Below are 3,323 nucleotides of genomic sequence, written 5' to 3'. Positions count from 1 at the left end.
CACCGGCACACGGTCCGCCTGCACAGCGGCGGGCTCCGCGCGGGCCGCACACGGCAGCTGATCGCCGCGCCCGACCGTCGCCCATCCGTCCACTCTCACCCGGCCCCAGCCATTGCCCCGCATGACCAACCGCCCCACCCGACTTCTCAAACGCGTGCTCAAGGGTGCGTTCGTCTTTCTCGGACTTGCCGCCGCCATTGCACTGTTGCGCCTTTCCGGCCTGCATGACGCCCTGGACACCGCGTGGGTGGATGCCAACATCCGCGACCACGGCGTTTCCGGCCTGGCCCTGTACCTGGGCGTTGGCTGCCTGCTGACCGCCGTGGGCATGCCCCGTCAGGTGGTCAGCTTTCTGGGGGGCTATGCCTTCGGCGCGCTGCTGGGCACGGTGTGGGGCACGCTGGCCACGGTCATGGGTTGCGTGGCCACCTTCTACTATGCGCGGCTCGGCGGGCAGTCGTTCGTGGCGCGCCGCTTCAGCCGCAGGGTAGCGAAGATCAATGCCTTTCTGGGGCGCGACCCGTTCGCCATGTCGTTCATCATCCGCTGCCTGCCCGTGGGCAACAACGTGCTGACCAACCTGCTGGCCGGGGTCAGCGCCATTCCCTCGCTGCCGTTCATCGCCGGGTCTGCCGCCGGGTACGTGCCGCAGACGTTCATCTTCGCCCTGCTGGGCAGCGGCGTACGCGTTTCGCCGGAATTGCGCACCACCGCCAGTGCCGTGCTGTTCGTGGTATCCAGCCTGTTGGGCTACCTGCTGTACCGCCGCTACCGGGTGGATGACACCCTCGAAGTTCCGGAGGACGAATCCGAGGGCGGTCCTGAGGGCAGCAAGGACGGCCACCACCCTACCCCGGCCGCCAAGGGCGAATAGCCCGCTACGCAAGAACGCGCCCCCACTCAGCTGGTTCCCGGCATCTCCCCCCCCTCCGAACACGCCACCCCCACGCCCCCTTTCCCGCCGCAACGCAAAACCGCCCGCCGACATGCATCGGCGGGCGGTTTTCATTCCGGAATCGAAAATGGTTCAACAAGCCTGCGCTTACGACACCTTGGCCCCGTTGGCCACCGGGCCGGACGCGGCCACCAGTTGCATGCCGCTTTCGGTGCGCACCGCAAGGATCATCCCCTGCGATTCCAAGCCGCGCAACTTGCGCGGGGCAAGGTTGGCCACCACGGCCACCTGGCGCCCCAGCAGGAAATCGGGCGTAAAGTATTCGGCAAGCCCGGCCACGATCTGTCGCGGGGCCGCTTCGCCAAGGTCCACCTCGACGCGCAGCAGTTTGTCGGCGTTGGGATGGCGTTCCACCACCACCACGGTGCCGAAGCGGATGTCCAATTTCTGGAAATCGGCAAATTCTATGGTGGCGGGTTCATCGCCAGCGGCAGGCGTGGCGGCAGGCGCGGCAGCCTGAGCGAGCGCGGCGGCCTTGTCCTTTTTCTTGCCTTCCGCCTTGGCGGGTTTGGACTCTTCCACCTTTTCCAGTTCCACACGGGGGAACAGGTTGGACGACGACGCCACGGTGGTACCGGCGGCCAGTCCGCCCCAGCGGTCAGCCTCGTCAGCCAACTGCACGGCGACCGGGTCCAGCGTCTGGCCCAATTGCCCCAACAGCACGGTGGAGGCCTCGGGCATCACCGGCCACAGGTGCACGGCCACCTTGCGCATGCATTCCAGCATCACGTACATGACGGTGCCAAGGCGCTCGGTGTCGCCCTGCTTGAACAGGGTCCACGGCGCGGCATGGTCCACGTAGCGGTTCAGGGCGCGCACCAGTTCCCACAGCGATTCCAGCGCGTTGGAAAAGCGCACCCGTTCGAACAGCCGCACGTAATTGCGCTGGGCTTCTTCCGCCAGGGTGCGGATGGCCTCGTCTTCCTCGGTCAGCGGCCCCTGCGCGGGCACCACGCCGTCGAAGTACTTGGCGGTCATGGACAGCACGCGGCTGAACAGGTTGCCGAGGTCGTTGGCCAGGTCCGCGTTCAGGCGGGCCACCAGCGCGTCTTCCGAGAAGCTGGCGTCGCTGCCGAAGTGCATCTCGCGCAGCAGGAAGTAGCGGAAGGCGCTCAGGCCGTACTTGTCGATCATGGACAGCGGGTCAACCACGTTGCCCAGCGATTTGGACATCTTGGTGTCGCGCACCAGCCAGTAGCCGTGCACGTTCAGGTTGTTGTAGGGCTCAAGACCCGCCGCCTTCAGCATGGTGGGCCAGAACACCGCGTGCGGCTTCAGGATGTCCTTGGCCACCAGATGCTGCACGCCGGGCCAGAAGCGACCGAACTTTTCGCCGTCGGGCCAGCCCAGCGCGGAGATGTAGTTGATCAGCGCGTCGAACCACACGTAGCACACGTAGTCCTTGTCGAACGGCAGTTCGATGCCCCAGGTCAGGCGGGACTTGGGCCGCGAGATGCACAGGTCTTCCAGCGCGCCGCTGTCCAGAATGCCCAGCACTTCGCTGCGGTAGCGTTCGGGCCGGATGAAGTCGGGGTTGTCCAGGATGTACTGGCGCAGCCAGCCCTGGTACTTGGACATGCGGAAGAAGTAGTTCTTTTCGCTGATGTATTCCGGCTTCACCTGATGCTGAGGGCACAGCCCGTTTTCCAGTTCCTTCTCGGTGTAGAACCGCTCGCACCCGTAGCAGTAATGGCCGCCGTACTCGCCGAAGTAGATGTCGCCGCTGTCGTAGACCTTCTGCAACACGTCCTGCACGCACTTCTTGTGCTCCGCGTCGGTGGTGCGGATGAACTGGTCGTACTCCACGCCCAGATGCGGCCACAGGTCGCGGAACTGCGTGCTCACGCCGTCCACGAATTCCTGCGGCGAACACCCGGCCTTTTCGGCGGCCTGCACGATCTTGTCGCCGTGCTCGTCGGTGCCGGTCAGAAAGTAGGTGTCCTTGCCCAGCAGGCGGTGGAAGCGGCGCAGCGAATCGGCCACGATGGTGGTGTAGGCATGGCCGAGGTGCGGCTTGGCGTTGACGTAGTAAATGGGGGTGGTGATGTAGAAGCGGTCCACGTGGGTCTCCCGATTCGGGCGCTGCGGGCGGTGCGGGCCTGCCGCGCCACCGTTCCGATATGATGGCCGCCCCCGGCGCGCGCCAGGGGCGGAAGCTGTTGCCTGAATGTCGCCGTGCCCTGCTCCGCACGAACGGATGCCGGGGCTGACGGATGTGGTCGATTATTCGCTGCCGTGTCCGTCGGCATGTCCGCCGCCGGAACCGCCCTCGCCGCCCTCACGGGGACCGGAAGGGCGCCGCTTGCGCTTGCGCCGCCCCCGGCTGGACCGCAGGGTGGACGGATCGGTGTTTTTCAGCGGGCCGCGC

2 protein-coding genes are annotated in these 3,323 nt (G+C 66.2%); one reads left to right on the top strand and one right to left on the bottom strand.

The genetic code is table 11. The annotated features are described in order from the left end of the window. Positions 1 to 121: 121 nt before the first annotated feature. On the top strand, positions 122 to 874 hold the full coding sequence (locus FVW27_RS11040; RefSeq protein WP_167125133.1) for a TVP38/TMEM64 family protein: 753 nt from the start codon (positions 122 to 124) through the stop codon (positions 872 to 874). Between the two features lie 168 nt (positions 875 to 1,042). Here FVW27_RS11040 and metG read toward each other — a convergent pair whose 3' ends face one another. Continuing rightward, positions 1,043 to 3,016 carry a methionine--tRNA ligase gene (gene metG, locus FVW27_RS11035; protein WP_167125131.1) on the bottom strand — a complete coding sequence of 658 codons (1,974 nt, stop codon included), beginning with the start codon at positions 3,014 to 3,016 and terminating at the stop codon, positions 1,043 to 1,045. Positions 3,017 to 3,323 lie beyond the last annotated feature (307 nt).

The sequence above is a fragment of the Nitratidesulfovibrio liaohensis genome (assembly GCF_011682075.1).
Taxonomy (GTDB): Bacteria; Desulfobacterota; Desulfovibrionia; order Desulfovibrionales; family Desulfovibrionaceae; genus Cupidesulfovibrio; species Cupidesulfovibrio liaohensis.
The sequence above is the reverse complement of the archived record's forward strand: the minus strand, read 5'-3'. Positions and strand labels throughout refer to the sequence as shown.